At 42.3% G+C, this 21626-nt stretch carries 23 protein-coding genes and 5 tRNA genes; 6 read left to right on the forward strand and 22 right to left on the reverse strand.

The features are described from left to right. Positions 1-166 precede the first annotated feature (166 nt). The 9 genes from rplL to E2K93_RS06165 form a co-directional block, all read right to left on the reverse strand. Entirely contained in the window at positions 167-535 is a 369-nt protein-coding gene (gene rplL / locus E2K93_RS06125; protein ID WP_135438250.1) for a 50S ribosomal protein L7/L12, read from the reverse strand. Between the two features lie 85 nt (positions 536-620). After that, complete coding sequence (gene rplJ, locus E2K93_RS06130) at positions 621-1115, reverse strand: 50S ribosomal protein L10 (RefSeq protein WP_135438251.1); 495 nt, start codon at positions 1113-1115, stop codon at positions 621-623. Between the two features lie 304 nt (positions 1116-1419). Then, positions 1420-2118, reverse strand: a complete 699-nt coding sequence (rplA, locus tag E2K93_RS06135) for a 50S ribosomal protein L1 (protein ID WP_135438252.1) — start codon at positions 2116-2118, stop codon at positions 1420-1422. Between the two features lie 3 nt (positions 2119-2121). Continuing rightward, complete coding sequence (rplK, locus tag E2K93_RS06140) at positions 2122-2550, reverse strand: 50S ribosomal protein L11 (protein WP_135438253.1); 429 nt, start codon at positions 2548-2550, stop codon at positions 2122-2124. A gap of 280 nt (positions 2551-2830) precedes the next feature. Further along, entirely contained in the window at positions 2831-3724 is an 894-nt protein-coding gene (locus tag E2K93_RS06145) for a sulfite exporter TauE/SafE family protein (RefSeq protein ID WP_135438254.1), read from the reverse strand. 135 nt (positions 3725-3859) lie between these two features. Beyond that, positions 3860-4405, reverse strand: a complete 546-nt coding sequence (gene nusG / locus E2K93_RS06150) for a transcription termination/antitermination protein NusG (RefSeq protein WP_135438255.1) — start codon at positions 4403-4405, stop codon at positions 3860-3862. 3 nt (positions 4406-4408) lie between these two features. Beyond that, positions 4409-4789, reverse strand: a complete 381-nt coding sequence (gene secE / locus E2K93_RS06155) for a preprotein translocase subunit SecE (protein WP_135438256.1) — start codon at positions 4787-4789, stop codon at positions 4409-4411. A 67-nt stretch (positions 4790-4856) separates the two neighbouring features. Then, positions 4857-4933, reverse strand: a tRNA-Trp gene (locus E2K93_RS06160). Positions 4934-5147: 214 nt separating this feature from the next. After that, positions 5148-6989, reverse strand: a complete 1842-nt coding sequence (locus E2K93_RS06165) for a hypothetical protein (RefSeq protein ID WP_135438257.1) — start codon at positions 6987-6989, stop codon at positions 5148-5150. 453 nt (positions 6990-7442) lie between these two features. Here E2K93_RS06165 and E2K93_RS06170 point away from each other — a divergent pair, with 453 nt between their 5' ends. After that, entirely contained in the window at positions 7443-7730 is a 288-nt protein-coding gene (locus E2K93_RS06170) for a GIY-YIG nuclease family protein (protein WP_135438258.1), read from the forward strand. A gap of 205 nt (positions 7731-7935) precedes the next feature. On the opposite strand, the gene E2K93_RS06175 is transcribed toward E2K93_RS06170, so the two are convergent. From E2K93_RS06175 to hemE, 10 genes are all read right to left on the reverse strand, one after another. Continuing rightward, entirely contained in the window at positions 7936-8286 is a 351-nt protein-coding gene (locus tag E2K93_RS06175) for a hypothetical protein (RefSeq protein ID WP_135438259.1), read from the reverse strand. 578 nt (positions 8287-8864) lie between these two features. After that, positions 8865-10049 carry an elongation factor Tu gene (tuf, locus tag E2K93_RS06180; protein WP_135438260.1) on the reverse strand — a complete coding sequence of 395 codons (1185 nt, stop codon included), beginning with the start codon at positions 10047-10049 and terminating at the stop codon, positions 8865-8867. Between the two features lie 226 nt (positions 10050-10275). After that, positions 10276-10351 (reverse strand) — tRNA-Thr (locus E2K93_RS06185). Positions 10352-10366: 15 nt separating this feature from the next. Beyond that, positions 10367-10441: transfer RNA gene (locus tag E2K93_RS06190), tRNA-Gly, on the reverse strand. 27 nt (positions 10442-10468) lie between these two features. Continuing rightward, a tRNA-Tyr gene (locus E2K93_RS06195) sits at positions 10469-10553 on the reverse strand. A gap of 42 nt (positions 10554-10595) precedes the next feature. Then, positions 10596-10671 (reverse strand) — tRNA-Thr (locus E2K93_RS06200). A gap of 155 nt (positions 10672-10826) precedes the next feature. Then, positions 10827-11609 (reverse strand): type III pantothenate kinase, encoded by a 783-nt coding sequence (locus E2K93_RS06205; RefSeq protein WP_135438261.1) that lies wholly within the window; start codon positions 11607-11609, stop codon positions 10827-10829. After that, positions 11557-12531 carry a bifunctional biotin--[acetyl-CoA-carboxylase] ligase/biotin operon repressor BirA gene (birA, locus tag E2K93_RS06210; protein WP_135438262.1) on the reverse strand — a complete coding sequence of 325 codons (975 nt, stop codon included), beginning with the start codon at positions 12529-12531 and terminating at the stop codon, positions 11557-11559. The genes E2K93_RS06205 and birA overlap by 53 nt, the downstream gene beginning before the upstream one ends. A 12-nt stretch (positions 12532-12543) precedes the next feature. After that, positions 12544-13566, reverse strand: coding sequence for a UDP-N-acetylmuramate dehydrogenase (gene murB, locus E2K93_RS06215; RefSeq protein ID WP_189637864.1), 1023 nt, complete (start codon positions 13564-13566; stop codon positions 12544-12546). A 102-nt stretch (positions 13567-13668) separates the two neighbouring features. Beyond that, positions 13669-14736, reverse strand: coding sequence for a uroporphyrinogen decarboxylase (hemE, locus tag E2K93_RS06220; protein ID WP_135438263.1), 1068 nt, complete (start codon positions 14734-14736; stop codon positions 13669-13671). 484 nt (positions 14737-15220) lie between these two features. Between hemE and E2K93_RS06225 the strand changes: the two genes are divergently transcribed. Both E2K93_RS06225 and rsd read left to right on the forward strand, forming a co-directional pair. Beyond that, the gene (locus tag E2K93_RS06225) at positions 15221-16087 is read left to right on the forward strand and encodes a S1/P1 nuclease (protein WP_228445517.1); all 867 of its coding nucleotides are present in this window, start codon (positions 15221-15223) and stop codon (positions 16085-16087) included. Between the two features lie 165 nt (positions 16088-16252). Next, positions 16253-16720 (forward strand): sigma D regulator, encoded by a 468-nt coding sequence (rsd, locus tag E2K93_RS06230; protein ID WP_135438265.1) that lies wholly within the window; start codon positions 16253-16255, stop codon positions 16718-16720. A gap of 79 nt (positions 16721-16799) precedes the next feature. Here the strand turns inward: rsd and fkpA are convergent, their stop codons facing one another. Further along, complete coding sequence (gene fkpA, locus E2K93_RS06235; protein WP_135438266.1) at positions 16800-17552, reverse strand: FKBP-type peptidyl-prolyl cis-trans isomerase; 753 nt, start codon at positions 17550-17552, stop codon at positions 16800-16802. Positions 17553-17797: 245 nt separating this feature from the next. On the opposite strand from fkpA, the gene E2K93_RS06240 reads away from it, so the two are divergent. After that, positions 17798-18031: a SlyX family protein gene (locus E2K93_RS06240; RefSeq protein ID WP_135438267.1), complete on the forward strand. Its 234-nt coding sequence runs from the start codon at positions 17798-17800 to the stop codon at positions 18029-18031. Positions 18032-18098: 67 nt separating this feature from the next. Here E2K93_RS06240 and E2K93_RS06245 read toward each other — a convergent pair whose 3' ends face one another. After that, a complete protein-coding gene (locus tag E2K93_RS06245) occupies positions 18099-18290 on the reverse strand; it encodes a YheV family putative zinc ribbon protein (RefSeq protein ID WP_135438268.1) in 192 nt (63 codons plus the stop codon). Between the two features lie 74 nt (positions 18291-18364). On the opposite strand from E2K93_RS06245, the gene E2K93_RS06250 reads away from it, so the two are divergent. After that, positions 18365-20272: an ATP-binding cassette domain-containing protein gene (locus tag E2K93_RS06250; RefSeq protein WP_135438269.1), complete on the forward strand. Its 1908-nt coding sequence runs from the start codon at positions 18365-18367 to the stop codon at positions 20270-20272. A gap of 111 nt (positions 20273-20383) precedes the next feature. Here the strand turns inward: E2K93_RS06250 and E2K93_RS06255 are convergent, their stop codons facing one another. Then, positions 20384-20959, reverse strand: coding sequence for a PhnA domain-containing protein (locus tag E2K93_RS06255; protein ID WP_135438270.1), 576 nt, complete (start codon positions 20957-20959; stop codon positions 20384-20386). A gap of 140 nt (positions 20960-21099) precedes the next feature. Here E2K93_RS06255 and E2K93_RS06260 point away from each other — a divergent pair, with 140 nt between their 5' ends. Next, on the forward strand, positions 21100-21555 hold the full coding sequence (locus tag E2K93_RS06260; protein WP_135438271.1) for an META domain-containing protein: 456 nt from the start codon (positions 21100-21102) through the stop codon (positions 21553-21555). Positions 21556-21626: the final 71 nt, after the last annotated feature.

Here is a 21626-nt window from a genome sequence, read left to right on the forward strand (position 1 = left end):
GACAATTATTTATATATTAGAACTAGTGTTTACGCTAAAAAAGACAGTAACTTACAACACTAACAAGTTAATATTTAAAACACAATCTCTTTTAGCGCAAAAAGGCCGGTGACATTTGTCACCAGCCATTGCCTATATTTAGGCAGCTAATCTGTAAAGATACAGATTACTTGATAGCAACAGTTGCGCCTGCAGCTTCAAGGTCAGCTTTAAGAGCTTCAGCTTCTGCTTTCTCAATGCCTTCTTTAAGAGCTTTAGGAGCAGCTTCAACTAGCTCTTTAGCTTCTTTAAGACCTAGGCCAGTTGCGCCACGTACAGCTTTGATTACAGCAACTTTCTTGTCGCCGAAGCTTTCAAGAACTACGTCAAATTCAGTTTGCTCAGCAGCAGCCGCACCAGCGTCGCCACCAGCTACAGCAACAGCAGCAGCAGCAGATACGCCGAACTTCTCTTCCATAGCTTCAACTAATTCAACAACATCCATTACTGACATTTCAGCAATAGCATTTAAGATATCTTCTTTAGAGATAGACATGATTATCTTTCCTATTTTTAATTAACAGCACATTTCAAATTAGGGCTGTTAGGTATAACTATATAAATACAAGTTAACAGCGCTATTAAGCTGCTTCTTGCTCTTTCTGATCGCGAACTGCAGCAAGTGTGCGGGCAAGTTTGCCTGCAGATGCTTCTTTCATTGCGCTCATTAAACGTGCAATTGCTTCGTCGTAAGTTGGTAGTTTCGCTAATACCGAAACTTCTACCGCGTTACCTTCAAATGCTGCTGCTTTAAGTTCTAAGTTTTCGTTTTCTTTAGCGAAATCTGAGAACAAACGAGCTGCTGCACCTGGGTGTTCGTTAGAGAATGCAATTAAAGATGGACCAACTAAAGAATCTTTAACAGATTCAAAATCAGTACCTTCTAAAGCGCGACGTGCTAACGTGTTACGAACGACTTTCATCCATACACCGTTTTCACGTGCTTGCTTACGTAAAACTGTAATTGCATCAACTGTAACACCGCGTGAATCTGCGATTACAACTGATTGAGCGCCAGCAGCTGCTTCTTGAACTTCAGCAACAATTGCTTTTTTATCATCAAGATTGATAGCCATCGGCTTTAACTCCTGGTTTACCGGCTAACCGGTATTTAAATCTCTTAAGCTAATCATTAGCTTAAGCCTTTACGGCGAGATCCAGAATTCTTAGGAAAAATATCTGGGTAACACCATCTACGTAGGGAATTAAGTGGTTAGCGCCACACTCATAAAGTGCTTAAGGGTTTAACAACACCTACGGTCTTGGACGGGAGCTTGAAAATCTACAATTTACCCTAAGGTTAGAATCATAGTGACAAGCACCTACCAAATTTTTAGGGGCGAAATTATATGCTAATTCTCACCCCTTGTAAACGGTCAATTAAGCTTCAGTTAAAGAACCTTGAGCAACGGCAATACCGGCACCCATAGTAGTCGATAAACTGATTTTCTTAATGTAAGCGCCTTTCGCTTGTGCTGGCTTCACTTTCTTAAGTGCAGTTAGCAAAGCAACAAGGTTCGCTTCGATTTGATCGCTTTCAAAGTCAACCTTACCGATTGTAGAATGGATGATACCATTCTTGTCGTTACGGTAACGGATTTGACCAGCTTTTGCGTTTTTAACAGCAGTAGCTACGTCTGGAGTCACGGTACCAACTTTCGGGTTAGGCATTAGACCACGTGGACCTAATACTTGACCTAGTTGACCTACAACACGCATTGCGTCTGGAGTAGCGATAACAACGTCAAAGTTCATTTCGCCAGCCTTAACTTGTTCAGCTAAGTCTTCCATACCAATGATGTCAGCACCAGCTTCTTGAGCTTTCTCAACGTTTGCACCTTGAGTGAATACTGCAACGCGTACGTCACGACCTGTACCATGTGGAAGTACAGTTGCGCCACGAACGTTTTGATCTGATTTACGAGCATCGATACCAAGTTTGATAGCAACGTCAACACTCTCACGGAATTTAGCAGTAGCTAATTCTTTAAGAAGAGCAACGGCTTCGTTGATTTCATACTCTTTTAATACGTCTACTTTTTCACGTGCAAGACGAGCGCGTTTTGATAATTTAGCCATTGATTAGTCCTCTACCACTAAACCCATTGAACGAGCAGAACCCGCAATGGTACGCACTGATGCTTCTAATGAACCGCCAGTTAGGTCTGGTTCTTTCATCTTAACGATCTCTTCAAGTTGTGCAGTTGTAACTGTACCAACTTTCTCAGTGTTAGGACGACCTGAACCACTCTTGATACCAGCAGCTTTCTTAAGCAAGTAAGAAGCAGGTGGAGTTTTCGTTTCAAACGTGAATGAGCGATCGTTGTATACAGTAATTACTACTGGAACTGGAGCGCCTTTATCAAGAGAATCTGTTTTTGCGTTGAACGCTTTACAGAATTCCATGATGTTTACACCGTGTTGACCTAGTGCAGGACCAACTGGTGGTGACGGGTTAGCTGCACCAGCAGCAACCTGTAGCTTGATTAAAGCTTGGACTTTCTTAGCCATTGTTTAATACCTTTAGTTTGGGTAGATAACGCTGAAACAATTCAGCTCCCCGGTTAAATAAAAACGATTTTATCGGTTCCCCAAATAAAATCGGCAGCGGATTATATATTAATCAGCGGTCATTTAGCAAGCACTTAACCGTTAGATTGTTTAAAAAAGGGGCATTTAAAGGCTAACGCCCTGAAATGCGTTAATTTGCTAATCAAGATAAAGCTGCAAAGCGATATCAAAGAATCGTCATTTCGAACCAAAGAAGGGATTTTAAGATGAAAAAATTGCTTTAAAGGATACCGAGAATACCGACCAGTAAGATCCAGCTACCTAAAAACATTTTTAGCTTTTGCGCACCGAGCCATAAGGCTAAATAGCGCGCAACAAACGCACCGACAATAGCACCGGGTGCGGCGAATATCAGCACCTCGGTATTAATCAGTTGTAGGTTTATAAAATAGGCAATGCCACTGATAACCGATAATGCCGAAACAATAACGCCAGCGGCGACAGAGAACATTACCGAAAAACCGCGCAGCAATAAAATAACCGCTAAAATTTCGCCAACGCCCACAGAAATCCAGGCGGTGATGATACCACCGACCAAACTACTTATAGCAATTAACGCAATCTCGCCTTTGGTCAATGTTTTAACGCCACGATGGGTCGAGCGTTTACCAAGATAGACACAGTGATATAGGACAATAACGCCAAACACCAAGGAAAAGATACTGAAGATGAGGTGTATTGAGGCAACAGGCTGAATAGGCAAGTACTGCACCAAATAAATACCGATGATCGAAAACGGTAAACTGGCTGACAATGCTTGATATAACAAGTTAACCCGTTCTATTTTTTGCTCGCTTTTACCATGAAAGAACACCAGCCATGACAAGCTGCCCATGGTCATGCCAAAACATTGGATAGCGAAACTGGTACCGATGACTTCATTGATTTGCATGCCTAGGGCATCAAAGGAAGGAACAAACACCACACCGCCACCAGCTCCGGTAGAGTTTGCTGCGATGGCACCACCGATGCCCAAAAAGAAGAAACCAAAATATTCACTGATTAATGCCAATGTGTCAGATTGCATCAACAACACTGTCGCCCAAATGGCAATGAACACCATGGCGGCAAGTGCAAGTGAGCGATTGCGATTATCTGTAATACGGGAGTTCATCAACAATAAATAACGACATTTTGGCTTACATCTATCTCTTGATAGTATTAAAACTAGCGCACAGGTGCAATTGCTATTAGCGGCAAATGGGCACAAAAAAGCCGCGACTAGCGCGGCTTTTAGAATATATCTGAATTAGGTTTTTTCGACTTGAACGAATTCTAATTCTACTGGCGTTGAACGACCGAAGATTGAAACAGATACCTTGATACGGCTCTTTTCATAATCCAGCTCTTCAACAACACCGTTAAAGTCAGCAAATGGACCGTCAACAACGCGAACCACTTCACCTGGTTCGAACAATGTTTTAGGACGCGGCGCATCTGTAGATTCATCAAGACGTTGTAAAATACGATCCGCTTCAGCTTGGGTGATAGGTGCAGGACGATCTGATGTACCGCCAATGAAACCTAATACACGTGGCACGCTTTTCACTAAGTGCCATGCTTCTTCATCCATTGCCATTTCTACTAGAACATAACCTGGGAAGAATTTACGAGCACTTTTACGCTTTTGACCAGCGCGCATTTCAACTACTTCTTCGGTAGGTACTAAAACCTGACCAAACTTGTCTTCCATGCTGTGAATTTTGATGTGCTCTAAAAGCGTTTTTTGTACGCGAGCTTCATAGCCTGAAAAGGCCTGAACAACGTACCATCTTAATTTAATTTCTTCAGACATTGATTACACCTGTAGCGAAGTAATGAAGCTTACAATTTCATATAATAGACTATCTAGTCCCCAAAGAATCAAAGACATAACCAATGTCGCAACAATTACGATACCAGTAGTTTGCATAGATTCTTGTTTCGTAGGCCATACAACTTTGCGTACTTCGGTGCGAGATTCTTTAGCAAACGTGAAAAAGTTTCGACCTTTATCTGTTTGCAAAGCAATAACGCCGGCGACGATAACGGCACCAACAACACCAAGCGCACGGAAAAGCGCTGATTCTTCACCAAAGTAATAGTTACCGTAAACGGCACCACCTAAAAGTAGAAATACGACAATCCACTTTACTGTATCAAGAGAACCACCTTGTGGGGTTTCTGTACTTGCATTCATAACTTCTGACCTGTTCCTGTCAATATCAAGACAAACGCACCCCGCTTAATAGCGAGGTTGGAAAATTTGGCAGGGGTGGAGAGACTCGAACTCCCAACCGTCGGTTTTGGAGACCGCCGTTCTACCAATTGGAACTACACCCCTATATATCAAAGTATCACCGTGATACCGATACACTAATCATGTGATTTCTGTCGTTTCGAAGGGAAAATTAAGAATTACATGAGAAGTGAACGGCTATTATACTGCCTTGTCGCAATTACTCAAGATTTAATTGGCGTTCTGTACAGCGAAAGCGTGATTTTTTTGTAAAGCATAATTAACTGCCTTTTATCACTATATAATAGCCTTAGGGGCATTAATGCATGTTTAAAATACTGTCTTCGCATTCAAAGTCGACCATGAATTCTGGCTCATGGGGGTACAAATCAGGATGGCGCTCATACAAATAGTCAAAGGCCTGCTTATTTTTGTATTTCAACGACGCCATTAAATTGATATGCGCATCATCGACTTGTGACCGATCAACCAACATATCGAGCAGCTGCAGGCTCGATTCCTCAGCTTGGTAATCTCGACCTTCTGATGCCTGCATCCTTGCCTTTATTTGTTGCAAATAAGCCAATAATGGATCAGGGCTTTGACTGTCTCTTTTTAGTGGCAGCCCTTGATTAATCAAATCGATAATAAGTTCGTTTTGATTCGTCCAATTACTTTTAATCAAGTTATAGATCAAGGTTCTGCCATCGGCTCCGTAAGGTGCAAGGTCTTGCGCGTGACGTTCAAGTATTTGTCGTTGCTCATCAGCTTTGTGAGACGCTATTGCTAAGAACATCGAAAAATTTGGGTCTTTAGCAAATAACTTTTCTTGTTCCATTTGTTGGACAAATTCCTTCTTCACCGAGTGGTTTGCTAACTCATACAACGCCAAATAGGCATAAGGCTTAATATCATCTGGCGCCGACTCTATTTTCGCTTTATAACTGGCAATTTCTGACGCGGATAATAATGTCTCTCGACGACTGATATCGGTAATACTGATGTTTAAATAAGATGCGGCAAACAACATATTGGTTTCATCAGCAAAAACGCGACATTCTTGTTGGTAAGCTTGTTGCCACAGTCCTTCACCAATTTGCGATGCATTGACCTTTTTAATCGCGACATCGCTCACCGGTTGATCAGCTAAGACACACAGCTCTTCGACACTGGGTTGCTTTGCAAGATCCGGGTTTTCTTGTTCCAACTCGACAAAGAGTTGTTCAACAGTGGTATCCATCGAAAATTCTGGGGCCGTAACCACCGCTAGTTCTCTGCTCGTTGATAGCTTGTATATCTTAGCGATTTTCGCATAGGTTTGGTTCAAGCCATGAACAAAAACAGCGTCGTCACTTTCAAAAGGCAAGAACTCATCAATCGCATCAAGCATTGTATGCAGCTGCTGTTGATTCAGTATGCCAAGAAATTCACGAATTTTATGAAACGAGGCATAGACAACCATTTTACGATATTCATAACTGCTGCCATTAAATTTATCTAAAGCAAGCGCACCAAACTCATCATTATTTAACATCACACTTAAGAAGAAGGCGCCAAACCAATCCATCGCTTCCATTTGCGGATTTAACTGCGCTCGTCTTTCAATGTCAGAAATATATTGCTCCGCAAATTCATCTTGATCCGGGGAAACATTGGAATAAGATTGCTTAAAATATAAACCACTGTTGTTCTGTGGCTCGGTCGATAAGGTGTATTGCAGAGTATCAATTTTAGTGAGTACATCAATGTTCTCTTGGGCCGTCATGTCGATATTCATCACGCGATCAAGCCAGCGATAGGCTACATCACTATCATAACGATTAAACAGCACGGAAAATATCGCTTCGACTTGTTCACCTTCAAGAAACAACCGCGTCGCATGCAACTCTAAAAAACGACTTTTATTACGACTAACAACTCGGTCAAAGTTTTTATAATCTGGACAGTATTTATCGCTTTTGATCTCATCAATAAGTAAAGGTTTTGCCGCTTGTGGCAACTCAGTTGACTGTGCCGCCGTAGTGATTGGCATTTCAATTGTTGATTGTTCAACATCTTGCGACAATTGATGTGACTGTGGATTTTGATTAGTCAGATACAAAACAGTGGCAAATACGACAATGATCAGTGTCGCAAATATTGACAGTAGAGGTTTAGACATTTCGTTCCTTGAAAGTAAATAGGCTTTAGCTATCTTAGAGTTAGCTTAAAAAGATGTAAAGTAAGCTTTGTTCTGGGTATACCTCTAGATACACAAATAGAATGTATATCCAATTTATTTAGTTAGCGGCAACACAATAGTAGAAAAACACCCCCTCACAAATATACAACCTTCATCCATGAAGCTATTTGCATTAGCACATCCTGTGCGTCATTGTGGCAACGACGCAAACTCCATCAGGACGAAGAGACTTTAGAGGGCTGCCTTGTGCCAAAGGAGACTAAATAATATCGGATAAAAAGCACCAAAGAACCCACACAATGCCAAAGAAAAAGCGCCGTCATCCCACCGTGTTTTTGGGTGGGATCTTTATCAGTTTTAAGGTAACTAAAAATACTCACCTTTATACTTCAGCTATAGTTTTTGTTTCAAACATTGAAAAGGACTTCAATTATGAAACAGCCAGCCATATACATTCTTTCGAACGATACGAATAAAGTTATTTATGTTGGAGTAACCAGCAACCTGATACAACGAATATATCAGCATAAACAAAAGCTGGATAAAGGTTTTAGTAAACGGTACAACCTAGATAAACTGGTTTACTTCGAGATTTATGACGATATGGAAAGTGCACTCTACAGAGAGAAAAGATTAAAAAGATGGCAACGAAATTGGAAAGAACGACTTATTAGAAAAGTGAATCCTGAATGGAAAGATTTATATCAAGAATTACTATAAATGAAATTTCATAGTCTCCTTATGCGTCGAGAGATCCCACCCAAAAGCACGGTGGGATGACGGTGCAACTTTTCTAATTATGTGCGTACATCTTTGGTGATTTTTAATATGTCTTGTGACCATCTCTGAATGGCATAAAGCAGCCCTTGCTTCAAGGGGTCAGATCACTTGAAACTAATTATTTCCGCTTTGTGCCAAAAGCGGTCTATCCATGAATCCCTAAAGTGTTGGCATCTGACTTTCTCGAATCTTTTCTTAAAGCACTTGTGTCTTTTTCTTCAGTGTGTACAAAGTTGATTTTTTTACCCATATCATCAGCATTATATAACTCGCCAATTGATTGATTATAACGTTCAAAGTCTTCAGGGGTCATATAAATGTATAATGCAAATTCAATGTATTTAACGTATTGCGGGTACATGGTGGCAACAATAAAAGCGATTTGTTCTTTGGTATAATATTTTCTTTTTCCATATTCAGCACAAAGTCGCTTATCCAAGAAATTCTTGAATTGCAAAACTGCTTTAGTCTTTTTAGACCATAGAATAGATAACATGATAATCCCTTAATGAATATAGAATGTTCCGCTTATCGCTCTAACCAGACATTAACCTTTTCAATTAGTTAACGTCAAATATGTATTAAACGCGTAAAACAAAAAGAGCGCCGAAGCGCCCTTTTTTAAGGTTTGGTTTGTAACCAAATCAATCGATATTAGTCGATGATTTTAGATAAACCACCATGGATGGTGGGAATGCAGATAATGCAGGAATCAAATCCCAATTGGCGACAATTATATTCTGAGATTATTTAATGCCGTTTTTAAAGAGTCACTGCTTGCATCAGGAGGTTGCGGCTTTCGCCGCAATGACGGTGCTTATTTTCGAGTAGGTTTTGGTCCCCAGTTCGGTCTGGCCCCAAAAACAAAAAGAGCGCCGAAGCACTCTTTTTTGGCTGTATTGTACGGCTCTAACGTCGGGCCAGAGGCCCTCGTCCTCACTCACTAAAAACAGTCCAATAGGACTGTTTTCTTAACGCGTTCGGTCATCACGGAACACCGTGAAGCTGGCCTTATAGGTATAAAAAAAGGCCGCTCAAAGCGACCTTTTTTTGGCTGTATTGTATTACAAATTATTAGTCAATAATCTTAGATACAACACCAGCACCTACTGTACGGCCACCTTCACGGATAGCGAAGCGTAAACCTTCGTCCATCGCGATTGGGTTGATAAGCTCAACAACAAACTTCAAGTTGTCGCCTGGCATTACCATTTCTACACCTTCTGGAAGCTCTACTGCACCAGTGATGTCTGTCGTACGGAAGTAAAACTGTGGACGGTAACCTTTAAAGAATGGTGTGTGACGACCACCTTCATCTTTGGTTAGTACGTATACTTCTGATTCGAACTTCGTGTGAGGCTTGATTGAACCAGGCTTACATAATACTTGACCACGTTGAACTTCTTCACGCTTAGTACCACGTAGAAGAACACCACAGTTCTCACCAGCACGACCTTCGTCTAGAAGCTTACGGAACATCTCTACACCAGTACAAGTTGTAGTAGTCGTCTCTTTAATACCAACGATTTCTACTTCTTCACCAACTTTGATGATACCGCGCTCAACACGACCAGTAACAACAGTACCACGACCTTGGATTGAGAATACATCTTCGATTGGAAGAATGAAGTCACCGTCAATCGCACGCTCTGGCTCTGGAATGTAAGTGTCTAGTGCTTCTGCAAGTTCTAGTACTTTCGCTTCCCAATTCGCTTCACCGTTCAATGCACCTAGTGCTGAACCTTGGATAACTGGTAGGTCATCACCTGGGAAGTCATATTCTGAAAGAAGTTCACGAACTTCCATCTCTACTAGCTCAAGTAGCTCTTCGTCATCAACCATGTCACATTTGTTCATGAATACGATGATGAAAGGTACACCAACCTGACGTGAAAGAAGGATGTGCTCACGTGTTTGTGGCATTGGACCATCTGTCGCTGCAACTACTAGAATCGCGCCGTCCATTTGTGCCGCACCTGTGATCATGTTTTTAACGTAATCGGCGTGACCAGGACAGTCTACGTGTGCGTAGTGACGAGTCTCTGTATCGTACTCAATGTGAGAAGTGTTGATTGTGATACCACGCTCACGCTCTTCTGGAGCGTTATCGATTTGAGCGAAATCACGTACTTCACCACCGTGAGTTTTAGTTAAAACTGCAGAAATCGCAGCAGTTAGAGTTGTCTTGCCGTGGTCAACGTGGCCGATAGTACCAACGTTAACGTGCGGTTTCGAACGTTCAAATTTTTCTTTTGCCATTTTCAATTACCTTTAAGTACAAAACAGTATTTTGCAGAGCGTGTGATATTTTTACACCATTTTTGCAGGTCGAAAATTCACGCCGATTTATATATTCAGGTCTGCACTGATCAGCAGATACAATGCAGCATGCTACACGATCTAAGAATCAACAGATCCTAAAAATTCACGATGAAAATAAATGGTAGACGGAGAAGGAAGGTTCTTCATTAGGGATAATCAGGAGTGGTGCTAATGGGGAGATTCGAACTCCCGACCTCACCCTTACCAAGGGTGCGCTCTACCAACTGAGCTACATCAGCATCCTGATATCCAAATGGAGCGGGTGACGGGAATCGAACCCGTTTCTCTAGCTTGGAAGGCTAGGGTAATAGCCAGTATACGACACCCGCGCGTCTCACAGCTATTTCAGCGAAAATTGGTGGAGGGAGGTGGATTCGAACCACCGAAGGCGGAGCCGTCAGATTTACAGTCTGATCCCTTTGGCCACTCGGGAACCCCTCCAAAAAATTCTTTTTTTACCACTACTTAACGAAGTGGAATTAATGGTGCCGTCTGCCGGAGTCGAACTGGCGACCTACTGATTACAAGTCAGTTGCTCTACCAACTGAGCTAAGACGGCACTGCATTAAGTGGAGCGAATTCTAGAGTAATGTTTTGCGCCTTGCAACCGAAAATTAAAAAAAAATTCCACTTTTTTATCGATTGTCGTTTTTTCAGTCAAAATTGTTAGAAATTCATTGCCAATGATGGTTTTTATAATCAATTTTTAACATCTTAACTGCCATCTATAAAACGCGCGATTCCCTGAAACACAAGATCTTCAACGGTTTCACCATTAAATTTCCCTGCCTTTTTAAGACTATCGCCATAACCACCGGTAAATACCAAAATAACGTCATCCAATTGCTGCTGTTTGCATAAACTAATGGCCTGATTAACCAAGCCAATGTTAATCGCCCAAACGCCCATATTGACGTTATCTGGCGTGCTGCGACCAAATTGCAATTGCTCTATCGCACTTACCTCACCAAATACTTTATCGGTGTTGCTAAATAAGCTGTTCGCCATCAAGTCGATACCCGGTACGATCCAGCCACCTTGATGTTGTTTGTCTGCAGATAACACATCAATGGTGGTCGCCGTTCCAGAATCAATTACGATTAGATTACGATTCGGATAGAGCTGCTCTGCAGCAATCACCGCAAGCCAGCGGTCAATGCCCATAGTGTGGTAATTTGCATAACTGTTTTTGATGGCAAACGACTCAGCTTGGGTCATAAGATGCTGACAGACGATGTTGTTGTCTTTGGCCCACTGACAAATACTGTCGGCAAAGGTATCGTTAGCCACGCTGGCCACTAATATTTGTTGTACATTCTCAAAGCTAGGCAATAACTGCAAAAATCGCTCATTCGAGGTGCGCTCAATTAAGCCCATCTCCCCTTGGTGCGACTGCATATATTTAACTTGGGTATTTCCCGTATCAATCAACAAATACATAATATTATCCGGCCCGTAAGCTGACTTCACCGCCATATACTGGCTGTAATTTACCATCAACTTCCAATAATAGTGCACCGCTTTGGTTAATGCCTTTGCAAATACCCCGCGTGGTTTTATCGCCGGCTAGCAACAACACATTTTGATTATAAAAGTAATCTTGTTTTTGCCAATCGTCTAACATCGGCGCTAAACCAAATTGATGGTGCTGCTGCAATCTCTTACTGATTTGTGCGATCAATTGTGCGGTTAATAAATTACGGTCAATATTTTCGGTCAATTCACGACTGAGATCAGTCCAAGATTGGTCGATTTCTGCGGCGCTGTTGTCTGGCATTTGTACATTTAAGCCAAGGCCAATAACACAATGACCGGGGCCAATGCTTTGCCCTTCTAATTCAACTAAAATACCAGCAAGCTTGGCGCCATCAACGTATATATCGTTCGGCCACTTTAATTGCACAGGTAAGTCATAAATACCTTTGAGTACATCGGCTACGGCAATACCAACAACAATAGAAATGCCCATCGCTGCCGCCATACCTTGTTCTAAATACCAATACATCGACATATATAGATGAGAGCCTAATGGCGACTGCCATTGTTTACCGCGACGACCGCGACCTGCCGATTGATATTCAGAGATACATACTTGGCCGTGAGTGACCTGATTCGGTAAGCGACGCATCAAATACGAATTGGTTGAATCAATGATGGTGTGCACTTCGACGTTATTTTGTGCGCCCAAAGTCTGTAGATGTTGGCTTATTTTCTCCTGCTCTAACAGTTGCATTGGGTGGGCAAGTTTATAACCTTTGCCTTGTACCGAGAAGATATCTAATCCCATCTCGCCGAGCGCTTTAACATGTTTGGAAATCGCAGCTCGGGAAACCCCTAAATGCTCAGCCAGAAACTGCCCAGAGACAAATTGTCCTGATGCTAACTGCCTGATAAGTTCTTCGCGTACTACTTTTGCCAATGTGCTATCTCTCTATACAAATTGCTCTAAGGTCATCTCGCCTTGTTGGCCGATAAACCGAACTTCTGGCTGCAATTGAATCGCAAATTTATTAGCCACCATTTGCTGTACGTACTTGGCCAGCTCGATAATATCGCGACCTGTCGCGTTATCTTTATTGATAAGCACTAACGCTTGCTTGACATGCACTGCCGCACCACCTATTTGATGCCCTTTTAACTGACATTGGTCGATTAACCAACCTGCGGCAATCTTTACCGAGCCATCGGCTTGTGGGTAAGCCGGCATATCTTGAAACTGAGCCTGTAATCTTTGGTATGTATTGTTATCAACAACAGGGTTTTTGAAAAAGCTACCGGTATTTGGGGTTTGCGCAGGATCAGGAAGTTTACTCTGACGAATTCGTACTACAGCATCAAACACCTGGTGTGCCGTTGCGTCACTGCCAAGCTCTTTTAGACCAGCGTAAGCAATCTTCGCTTGCCAAGCTTTGCTTAATTTAAGACCGATGGCGGTGATAATACCTTTGCCCTTTAATGGACCTTTAAAAATACTATTACGATAACCAAATTGGCATGCATCAACCGACATTCTGACCACTTCAGCTTTGGCAAAATCATACCAGTCAACGTAGTCACAGACATCGCTTAACTCGACACCATAAGCACCGATATTTTGAATCGGAGCCGCGCCACAGTTACCGGGAATAAGGGCCAAATTTTCCAGGCCATACATACCTTGCGCTAAGCAATGCTCAACAAGCTGATGCCAATTTTCGCCACTACCTACATGCAAATGAAAATGCTCAGCGGTTGTGGTTACCTCAATGCCTTTTAATTCAGGGCATATTAGTGCGCCAGCATAATCCTCAACAAAAATGGTATTGCTGCCGCCGCCAAGAATATAAAACGACTCAGGTAAATTGTTTGCAAGCGCCTGAACATCTGCCAAAGATTGCAAATGAATAACGTTTTCACCAAAGTTCTCGATGGCAAAGGTAGACAGTGTTTTCAATGATTGAGTCAAAGTTTGCATGGTACGGAGATTATTTTATTAATGGCAGGTATTAAACCGCATTTATGGGCAACAAACAATAAAGGGGCATCTGCCCCTTTATTTTATGTCGTTGTACGCTGCTTATCGATGATATTGTTTACTGTACTTGTGCACTGCATCGATAAAGTAACCTGCATGTTCTGGGTTCACATCTGGGTGAATACCATGACCTAGGTTAAATACGTGACCTGTGCCCTTGTGACCAAAGCCATTAAGAATGCGTTGTACTTCATCTTCAATACGCTCTTTTGGTGCATATAACATTGATGGATCCATATTACCTTGCAAGGCAACTTTATCACCAACACGAGCAACCGCATCTTCAATATTAATGGTCCAATCAAGACCAACCGCATCACAACCTGTTGCAGCGATTGATTCTAACCACATACCACCGTTCTTAGTGAACAAGGTTACTGGCACTTTACGGCCTTCGTTCTCACGATTTAGACCATCAACGATTTTCGCCATGTATTGCAAAGAAAACTCTTTGTACATGCCTGGGCTAAGTACCCCACCCCAGGTATCAAATACCATGACCGATTGTGCACCAGCGGCAATTTGCGCATTCAAGTATGAAATGACTGAGTCAGCCAACTTGTCTAATAACAAGTGCAAAGTTTGCGGCTCAGCAAACATCATTTTTTTGATTTTAGTAAAGGCTTTAGAGCTGCCGCCTTCAACCATATAAGTTGCTAATGTCCATGGGCTACCAGAAAAACCAATTAATGGTACTTTGCCATCAAGTTCTTTACGAATTGAACGAACCGCATTCATAACGTATTGCAATTCACCTTCTGGATCTGGATGACCGATTTTTTGCACATCGGCGGCACAGGTAATTGGACGTTCAAATTTTGGACCTTCACCGGTTTCAAAATATAAACCTAAACCCATGGCATCCGGAATGGTTAGAATGTCACTGAATAAAATAGCGGCATCCAAATCAAAACGACGTAAAGGCTGAATGGTCACCTCTGTTGCTAATTCGGTATTGCGACACAACGACATAAAGTCACCGGCGTCTTTACGGGTTTCTTTATACTCAGGTAAATAGCGTCCAGCTTGGCGCATCATCCATACAGGAGTGTAATCAACCGGCTCACCTAATAGAGCACGAAGGTAGGTATCATTTTTTAATTCGGTCATCGTCTTTTGTAGCCCTGGAAAAAATTGCCGACATTCTACCCAAAACGCACCACAGATACTATGTTTTAAGGCAAACAAAACTCAAATTACTGACAAAAAACTGCATAACATTCCGACAATTGTGATAAAAAGTGAAATAAATTTGTAAAAAAATGTTGCGTAATCGCCAATGCTTTGTTATAAAATTTACCAAGCTTAAGAATAACTAATAAGAAGCTAGTTTAACTAGACCATACAGCGAGCATTTCAGGCCTTAACTTTGTTAAGGCCTTTTTATTTTGTGCTATCCCTGCACAAACCCTTCGGGTAGCTTCGCTAAAGAAAATTTGCTCCTGACAAATTTTTATTTTGTGCTCTCTGTTATCAACCTACACAATCCATTCGGGTGCTTCTCCATCGTCATAGACATACATAACGCCATAGCAGCAGCTTCGACATTGCTATTTTCAATGGCTATGTAACACTTTGAATGGTTAATATTGTTTTGAGTTCATCATATATGCGTCAGCTGTTTGCATTGCTACTGATTAGTCTATCGTTCAACACCTTAGCTTTAGGTAAAGACGGCCATGTATTGGTATGCGAATCGACTTGGCAGCAGCTTGCTCAAGACGACAAACAAAAAATACGCGCGATCCTAAAGACTGTCCCCAGCAAAGAAAAACAACGCATAAATCGCTACCTTAATTTACCAAACCAACAAGCTCTTACTTTTGCCAATGGCTGTAATTGGCCAGACGCGATAAAGCGTGACAAGCTTTATGACCAATACAAACCATGGCATTACATGAACGTAAAACGCAATCAAACACGCGTTAGCAAAGATAGCTGCTCGGCCAACAAGCCTTGTATTACCTATGCCATACATACCCACTTGCAACAGTTAAAAACAGCACTGAATGAGCAACAAACATGGCAAGCATTATTCTTTCTCGGTCATTGGTTAGGTGATATTCACCAACCGATGCATGTTAGTTTTTCTTCTGATAGGGGTGGCAACCAAGTAAAAACATCAAGTTTCTACCGCCATTGCGATAATCTGCATGCGGTGTGGGATTACTGTTTACTCGATGGCAAAAGCAATAAAAAATGGCTGCAGATCATGCAGCAAAAAATGCCCGACTATAGCACCGAACAAGCCATTGATATTACACGCTGGGCGAATGAATCGTTGCAAATTAGTCGCTTGCCAACTACTGGCTATTGCCAATTAAAAGGTGAATTGTGTCAGTCACTTAGCCATCCAACGATGATTGACCCACTCTATGTAAAGACCAATCAACAGATTCTGCTGCAGCAAATGAGTAAGGCTGCACAACGATTAAAAATAATCCTCAAAAAATACTTGTAATTACTGTCCTAGGACTATACTTAATTTAATCGATTGCTGCTTCCCAACAGACAAAATCGAATTCTCAATAACTTATAATCAAGCATAAAAAAGTGTTGCATTTGTGTTAGAAATTCAGTCTTATATAGAGTATCTCACAAGCATCACACTAATGATGGAGGGAACATGCTTACACGTTTAGAACAAGCACAGCAACAATGGGGCGGTTCACATACCGCGATTGATAATTGGCTGGCTGAACGACAGGCTGTTCTAGTGGGATACTGCCAACTGGCAGGCTTACCGCCTTATGATCAAGCTGACCGAGCTTTACCAACAAAAACCGAACTTCAATCGTTTTGCCAATTGCTAATGGATTACATATCCGCAGGCCACTTTGAGGTATTCGACCAACTCGTTGCCCAATGTAAGAAAAACGGTCCTGATTCTGTTGCCCTTGCCGCCCGCATCTACCCTGAAATCGCTAAATCAACGGATGTCGCTCTTAACTTCAATGACAAATACGCTGAAGTGGCAGAAGACGACAGCTTAGAAGGGTTCGATATTAATTTATCTGCCTTAGGGCAATTATTGGAAGAGCGTTTCGAGATGGAAGATATTCTTATTGAAGAGCTATTTACCAAGCATAGGTAAAGCGCTTTTTAACCGTCTTATACAAACAAAAACGCCGGACAGTGTCCGGCGTTTTTCATATTAATTATCAGACCAAGAATTAAGACGCAGTCTCTTCATCTGTTGCTGGCTTGACGATTTCAATAAGCTCTACTTCGAAAACCAAAGTTGCATTGCCCGGAATTGGACCTGTACCTTGTTCACCGTAAGCAAGCTCTGATGGGATAACAAATTTGTAATGAGAACCTGGGCTCATTAATTGTACACCTTCAGTCCAACCTTTGATTACACGGTTAAGTGGGAATTCAATTGGTTGGTTACGCTTGTATGAGCTATCAAATTCAGTACCGTCGATTAAAGTACCTTTATAGTGAACTTTAACGGTATCAGTCGCAGCTGGCTTGTCACCTTCGCCTTCTTTAATAACTTGGTATTGAAGACCAGACTCGGTTACGACAACACCTTCAAGTTTTGCATTTTCAGTCAAGAAAGCTTGACCGTCTGCAAGTGCTTTTTCACGATCAGCGTTTGCTAATGCATCACGCTTTTCACGAACACGTTGGTCAAGAGCCATCAGCATTTCTTGCATTTTTTGCTCGTCAAACTGACCTTCACCGTTAAGGGTTTCTTGGAAACCAGCTAAAATCAATTCTTTGTCTAAGTTGATTTCAAGCTTTTCATTTTCAGTTAGGTTGTTGCTCATGTAGTTACCGATAGAAGCACCTAAAGCATACGCTTGCTTTTGATCATCAGTTTCAAGAGTAGCGGCTTTCTTCTCAGTTTGAGGTTCGTTACAACCAATAAGAGCCAATACGGCTACGGCAACCATGGTTGGCTTTGTAATAAATTTCATCTCTTTCTCCAAAACATCGTATATAAGAAAAGCACCTCATATACAGTGTTTAATTTTTTAATTTCACCCAATACTAGCTATAAAAACTCGTAATGCATAGGCTTTATTTGTTGTTTTATTCAACAAAAGTGTTGATAAATGCAGATATGGGGTCAAAAAGCGCTTTTTAAACCCTAGTATTAATAAAAGGTTTACTTCAAGCGCGCTTTGGCGATAATGAGCAAAATTTATTACAGGTTAGTCCAATGACTGAGAACACTTTACTCATTGAGCAATTACAAGACCGCATTGACAACCTAGAAGCCAAAATTGCTTTTCAGGACGATGTGATCGAACAGCTCAACATCGAAATCACCGCGCATCAAGAAGGCATCAGCCATTTAAAAGATCAGCTGAACTTGGTTGTCGACAAGGTAAAAAGCATGAACGCTTCGCAAATTGCGAACCCAGAAGATGAAGCGCCGCCTCCACATTACTAAGCAGCAGTGAGCTATAACGCTGAAAGAGTTAGTGGCCTTCGTGAGATCTTAAGCAGACTCTGAAGAGTTAAGGCTTGAATACGCCAATTACGGTTTCGTCACCACGTACTTCAGGCGCTACCTTCTCGTCCGGTTGGGTCATTAACATGCCACAGGCAACACAGGTTACTTTTTCGACGCCGTCTTCTTTATATAAGGCTAAGGTATCCATAGCATTGCATTCTGGACATTTGGCACCGGCGATAAATCGTTTTTTCATAATAAAAACAGCTAAAATTGCTCAATTAGGGCGTTATTTTATCGCGTTTCCCTACAGAGAAAAAGGAAAGAAGTTTGATTAAAGCATCGCAAATCACTTTAGATAGGGGCTTAAAGACCCTTATTGAAGACTCTAGCTTCACCATTTACCCAGGCCACAAAGTTGGTTTGGTCGGTAAAAATGGTTGTGGTAAGTCGTCTCTTTTTGCAGCGCTGTTAGGGCAATTACAAATCGATAAAGGCAATTTAGATATGCCGCGCAACTGGGATATCGCCACGGTAAAACAAGAAACCCCAGCACTCACTAAAAGTGCACTTGAATACGTCATCGACGGCGACCGTCAGTTCCGCCAATTAGAGCAACAACTGCAAGTTGCCCGAGATAACGACAATGGTAATGAAGAAGCCAACATTCTCGATCAAATTGATGCCATCAATGGCTACTCATTGCCAGCCAGAGCCGGTGAACTATTGCACGGCTTGGGCTTTAGTCAACAGCAACTGAGCTTAAGCGTTGGCAGCTTTTCTGGTGGTTGGCGCATGCGCTTAAACCTCGCACAAGCATTAATCAGTCGTGCTGATTTGATGCTACTCGATGAGCCAACCAACCATTTAGACTTAGACGCGGTGTTATGGCTACAACGTTGGTTAAAACGATACACCGGCACCTTAGTGTTGATTTCCCACGATAGAGATTTTCTCGATGACGTCATCGATGAAATTTTGCATATTGAACAGGGTAAGGCCAAGCTCTACAGTGGCAACTACTCCTCGTTTGAGCGTCAACGCGCCGAGCATTTAGCGCAACAAGAAGCAATGTTTCAAAAGCAACAAAAAGAGGTCAAACACCTGACGTCTTTTGTTGATCGATTTCGCGCTAAAGCGTCGAAAGCAAAACAAGCCCAAAGCCGCTTAAAACGACTTGAAAAACTACCGGACTTGATGCCGGCGCATGTAGATAGTCAATTCAGTTTTGAATTCAGCAACCCAGAGCATATGCCCTACCCATTACTGTCTGTGCAAGCGAGTGACTGTGGCTACGGTGAAGACGCCAAAATTCTTAGCCAAGTGAATATGGATTTGGTACCTGGCAGTCGCATTGGTTTATTGGGTCGCAACGGCGCTGGTAAATCTACGCTGATAAAATCTTTGGCTGGCGAATTGGCGCTTATGTCAGGTGAGCGATTTAGTGCTCAAGAACTGAATATTGGCTATTTCTCTCAGCACCAACTTGAACAGTTGCGAATGGATGATACCGCTTTGAATCAGGTGCTATTAGCGCACCCGGAATTTACCGAGCTGCAAGGCCGTAATCACCTTGGTCGCTTTGGCTTTAGTGGTGATCAAGCCTTGAATGTCATCAATACTATGTCAGGTGGTGAAAAAGCCCGTTTGGTGTTAGCGCTTATCGTGCTGCAAAAGCCGCAATTGTTGTTACTCGATGAACCGACTAACCATCTCGATTTAGAAATGCGCCAAGCACTGGTTATGGCATTGCAAAACTTTGAAGGGGCGATCATCCTGATTGCCCATGACCGCTATTTGCTGGAGTCTTGTGTAGACGAGTTTTATCTTGTCGGCCAAGGTCACGTCACAGAATTTAAAGGCGATATTGATGACTATCAAAAGTGGCTAGACGACGATAAAAAAGCCGCGAGTAAAGCCGCAAATACCAACGACTCGCAAAGTAGCGAAAAAGTCGATAAAAAAGAGCAACGCCGTGCGCAAGCAGAGCTTCGCAAAAAAGCCGCGCCATTAAAAAAACAGGCTGACAAGCTCGGGCAGCAAATTGAAAAATGGCAAGCTACACTCGATGATGTCGAACAACAAATGGCCGACCCTGCAACGTATGAAGAGCAAAATAAAGCCAAGTTAAATGAATTGCTATCAGCGCAATCTGATCTCAAACCTAAGTTGGAAGACGCTGAAGAGCAGTGGATGATGTTGCTAGAACAAATAGAAGAGATTATGGCGGCAGAATAACCCGACGAGACATCGCTGACTTCTATAAAAAGGGCGCTACTTTACTAAAGTAGCGCCCTTTTCAATTCATCTGTATCAACAATGAAACATATAACAGCGAATGGTTTGGTATTACATCTTCTTAGTGTAAGCCGCAATAATGACGATGCGGGTACCGTTTACGCGACCTTCAATATGTAACGGGTTGGAGCTAAGTGAGATACCACGTACCGCCGTACCGCGCTTGGCGGTGAAGTTTGCGCCTTTAACGACTAAATCTTTTACTAGCACAACATTATCACCCGCTTGCAAGTGAGCACCATTGACATCAAGGGTTGGATCTTCTGCTTCCGGCGCATCGCCAGCAGCCGAGTCTGCCCACTGTTTGACGTCGTCATCCATATACATCATATCGAGTAGGTCTTGTGCCCAACCTTCAGAGTCAAGGCGCTTTAACATACGATATGCCATAACTTGCACTGCCGGTACTTGCGACCACATACTGTCGTTAAGGCAGCGCCAGTGATTGGTGTCATAATCACTGTCAGTTTGGTTTATCTGCGCGCTACAATGCGCACATAATAAAACGCTCTTATCTGAGTTTGGCTCGGCGACCGGCGGAACTTCATAGACAGTTAAGTTGTCTGTAGCACTACATAGTTCACATTTGTTTTCACTGCGGTCGCGCAACGTTTGTTCGATTGACATGGTGTATTCTCAATAGATAAGCAAATTAACATCGATTATATCAGAGCGTTGTTCGCTTCGCTCGAATTGCACCGTAATTAGCTCGGCATTTATGGCGCAAAACATCTATCCTTAAAACACAGTTCTTATGGAGTGCAATAATGAAAAAAATACTCACTATCATCTTACCTGCGATATTTATCGGTCTTGCTGGCTGCCAGTCTGCGCCACAAACAGATACCCCAGATGTCACCGTTGATTTGCTTGGTCAGCCATGGAACCTGACCATGCTCGCAGGTAAAAAGGTCACCTTAGGTGAGAATCAAAAGGCCATTTTTATTCAATTTTCACAAGACCCGCAAAACTTTACGGGCTTTGCCGGTTGCAATAACTACTCTGGTCGTTTTGAAATGACCGAAACCACCTTAGAGTTAGGCCCAGCAATGGCGACCCGCAAAATGTGTCAAGCAGGCATGCAACAAGAGCAAGGCCTGTTTAAAGCCTTTAGTGAAACCGATTTATATCAAATCGACGCCAACACGCTCACCCTAATGGATGACGCCAATCAACCATTAGCAACATTTGTCGCCGTTACCAAAAAGAGCAGTAAAAAATAGGCCTTGGTTAAAATTTGTCAAAGGGAATGTTTAAGCAACACAAATAGCGCTATAATCGCCGTGATTTAAGG

It is taken from the genome of Thalassotalea sp. HSM 43, assembly GCF_004752005.1.
In the GTDB taxonomy this organism is placed as follows: Bacteria; Pseudomonadota; Gammaproteobacteria; order Enterobacterales; family Alteromonadaceae; genus Thalassotalea_A.

Excerpts from the sequence above, each read along its gene's own strand:
- rplL (WP_135438250.1), bottom strand. The coding sequence starts at position 535 with ATGTCTATCTCTAAAGAAGATATCTTAAATGCTATTGCTGAAATGTCA.
- rplJ (WP_135438251.1), bottom strand. The coding sequence starts at position 1,115 with ATGGCTATCAATCTTGATGATAAAAAAGCAATTGTTGCTGAAGTTCAA.
- rplA (WP_135438252.1), bottom strand. The coding sequence starts at position 2,118 with ATGGCTAAATTATCAAAACGCGCTCGTCTTGCACGTGAAAAAGTAGAC.
- rplK (WP_135438253.1), bottom strand. The coding sequence starts at position 2,550 with ATGGCTAAGAAAGTCCAAGCTTTAATCAAGCTACAGGTTGCTGCTGGT.
- E2K93_RS06145 (WP_135438254.1), bottom strand. The coding sequence starts at position 3,724 with ATGAACTCCCGTATTACAGATAATCGCAATCGCTCACTTGCACTTGCC.
- nusG (WP_135438255.1), bottom strand. The coding sequence starts at position 4,405 with ATGTCTGAAGAAATTAAATTAAGATGGTACGTTGTTCAGGCCTTTTCA.
- secE (WP_135438256.1), bottom strand. The coding sequence starts at position 4,789 with ATGAATGCAAGTACAGAAACCCCACAAGGTGGTTCTCTTGATACAGTA.
- E2K93_RS06165 (WP_135438257.1), bottom strand. The coding sequence starts at position 6,989 with ATGTCTAAACCTCTACTGTCAATATTTGCGACACTGATCATTGTCGTA.
- E2K93_RS06170 (WP_135438258.1), top strand. The coding sequence starts at position 7,443 with ATGAAACAGCCAGCCATATACATTCTTTCGAACGATACGAATAAAGTT.
- E2K93_RS06175 (WP_135438259.1), bottom strand. The coding sequence starts at position 8,286 with ATGTTATCTATTCTATGGTCTAAAAAGACTAAAGCAGTTTTGCAATTC.
- tuf (WP_135438260.1), bottom strand. The coding sequence starts at position 10,049 with ATGGCAAAAGAAAAATTTGAACGTTCGAAACCGCACGTTAACGTTGGT.
- E2K93_RS06205 (WP_135438261.1), bottom strand. The coding sequence starts at position 11,609 with ATGGTAAATTACAGCCAGTATATGGCGGTGAAGTCAGCTTACGGGCCG.
- murB (WP_189637864.1), bottom strand. The coding sequence starts at position 13,566 with ATGCAAACTTTGACTCAATCATTGAAAACACTGTCTACCTTTGCCATC.
- hemE (WP_135438263.1), bottom strand. The coding sequence starts at position 14,736 with ATGACCGAATTAAAAAATGATACCTACCTTCGTGCTCTATTAGGTGAG.
- rsd (WP_135438265.1), top strand. The coding sequence starts at position 16,253 with ATGCTTACACGTTTAGAACAAGCACAGCAACAATGGGGCGGTTCACAT.
- fkpA (WP_135438266.1), bottom strand. The coding sequence starts at position 17,552 with ATGAAATTTATTACAAAGCCAACCATGGTTGCCGTAGCCGTATTGGCT.
- E2K93_RS06240 (WP_135438267.1), top strand. The coding sequence starts at position 17,798 with ATGACTGAGAACACTTTACTCATTGAGCAATTACAAGACCGCATTGAC.
- E2K93_RS06245 (WP_135438268.1), bottom strand. The coding sequence starts at position 18,290 with ATGAAAAAACGATTTATCGCCGGTGCCAAATGTCCAGAATGCAATGCT.
- E2K93_RS06255 (WP_135438270.1), bottom strand. The coding sequence starts at position 20,959 with ATGTCAATCGAACAAACGTTGCGCGACCGCAGTGAAAACAAATGTGAA.
- E2K93_RS06260 (WP_135438271.1), top strand. The coding sequence starts at position 21,100 with ATGAAAAAAATACTCACTATCATCTTACCTGCGATATTTATCGGTCTT.